This is a genomic window from Protofrankia sp. Cr1 (assembly GCF_963555865.1).
Lineage (GTDB): Bacteria > Actinomycetota > Actinomycetes > Frankiales > Frankiaceae > Protofrankia.
On the sequence record NZ_CAUVXO010000605.1, the window covers coordinates 1,479 to 3,614 of the forward strand.

General features: G+C 65.9%; 1 protein-coding gene and 1 pseudogene. Both read left to right on the forward strand.

What is annotated here, in order from left to right; all coding sequences use genetic code 11:
* The first annotated feature begins 10 nt into the window (after positions 1–10).
* Positions 11–710: pseudogene (locus U9980_RS28810) on the forward strand (RibD family protein).
* A gap of 126 nt (positions 711–836) precedes the next feature.
* Positions 837–2,136 (forward strand): site-specific DNA-methyltransferase (locus U9980_RS26585; protein ID WP_322770439.1); only part of this gene is annotated, 1,300 nt, incomplete at its 3' end.

A 2,136-nucleotide genomic window follows, 5' to 3' on the forward strand; every position in this document is an offset into this window, starting at 1 on the left:
GGAGTCCCGCGTGGCTGAACGCCCGTACGTCCTGCTGTCGGTCGCCATGTCCGTGGACGGCTACATCGACGACGCCACCGACCGACGCCTGCTGGTGTCCAACGACGCCGACTTCGACCGGGTCGACGAGGTCCGTGCCGGTGTCGACGCCATCCTGGTAGGCGCGAACACCGTCCGTCGTGACAACCCCCGGCTGATGGTCCGGTCGACGACCCGCCGCGAGGAGCGGACGGCCCGCGGCCTGCCGGAGAGCCCAATTAAGATCACTATCACCAGCCGCGGCGAGCTCGACCCGACAGCGGCCTTCTTCACCGAGGGGACGATCGAGAAAATCGTCTACGCTGCCAGCCCCGCGGCGGCCCGGGCCCGGGAGCGCCTCGCTGACGTGGCATCCATCGTGGACGCCGGGGACCCACTTCGACCTGACCGTCGTCCTAGCCGACCTCGCCGCCCGTGGCGTGCGCCGGCTGATGGTCGAAGGCGGCGGCACGGTCCACACCCGGTTCCTCACCGCCGGACTCGCGGACGAGATCCACCTGGTGATCGCGCCGTTCTTCGTCGGCGACCCGGCCGCGCCCCGCTTCGTCGGCAACGGCATGTTCCCTCATCATCCGGGCCACCGAATGGAACTGGCCGAGGTCCGTCGGATCGGCGACGTGGTCCTACTGCGCTACCTGCTCGGCCCGCCCGCCGGGACGACCCCGGTGTGAACCGTCCGGCCGGCACGCCGTTGTCCACAGGATGCCACGGTTCGCCAGCGGCCACTGTCCACAGGAAGCTGCCGGACGGGAGGCCTGGGTCTCCCATCCCCGATACTGGACGCTGGAGGTGGTCCGGTGGGCAGGGTGCGGCTGGAATGGGACGGCAAGTCAGCGGAGGTGCCGCGGCTGCGGCTGCCGTTGCAGGTCGTCGAGACGGTCAACAGCCCGCGGGCCGACCGGGGCTCGCTGTTCGAGGCCGACCCGGGTGACAGCGGCGACGGCGGCTGGCGCAACCGGCTGATCTGGGGCGACAACCTCCATGTGCTCGCGAGCCTCGCGGACGAGCTCGCCGGGCAGGTCGACCTCGTCTACATCGACCCGCCGTTCGACTCCCGGCAGGACTACAAGGTCCGCATCGCGGTCGGGGACGGCGCGAACGGCGCTGACCAGGATCTGGCCAAGATCTCCTCGATCGTGGAGGAGAAGGCGTACCGGGACACCTGGGGCAAGGGCGTCGACTCCTATCTCCAGATGCTCTATCAACGTCTCATCCTGCTCCGGGAGCTGCTTTCCGAGCGGGGGTCGCTCTTCCTGCACCTGGCCCCGAACGTCAGCCACCACGCCCGTGCCATCCTCGACGAGATCTTCGGCCCCGAGAACTTCCGCGCTGAAATCATCTGGAAGCGGACAACCGCACATTCAGATGGACGCCAGGGCGGCCGGCAGTTCGGCCCGGTCCACGACGTCATTACATATTATAGCAAAAGTTCAAATTTTATTTTTAACACGATCAATACGGCCCACGACGAAGACTATCTGGCCGCAAAATATCCACATGTGGAGTCGGAGACCGGAAGACGCTACGGCCTATGGGACATGACCGGTCCCGGCGGAGCTGCAAAGGGAAATCCATCCTACGAAGTAATGGGAGTGACGAGATACTGGCGTTACTCCAAAGACCGCATGAATCAGTTGGTCGCAGAAAACAGGGTGGTACAGCCGCGCCCGGGTGCGGTCCCGCGATTCAAACGCTATCTTGACGAAAGTGATGGAGTCTCCCTACAGGATACATGGACCGATATAGACCCCATTAATTCCCAAGCGCACCAACGGCTTGGGTATGACACGCAGAAGCCCGAGGCGCTGCTAGAGCGGATCATCAGGTCGTCCTCTGACGAGGGCAGCATCGTCCTGGACTGCTTTGCCGGGTCCGGCACGACCGCGGCGGTGGCCGAGAAGCTGGGCCGGAGCTGGATCGCCGTGGACATCGGCCGGTTCGCGATCCACACGACCCGCAAACGCCTTCTCGACACCGTCGGGTGCCGGCCGTTCGACGTCGCCAACCTCGGCCGGTACGAACGGCAGGTGTGGCAGGCCGCGACCACCGGCGAGCAGTACCGGGCCTACCTCGACTTCGTGATCGACCTGTACGGAG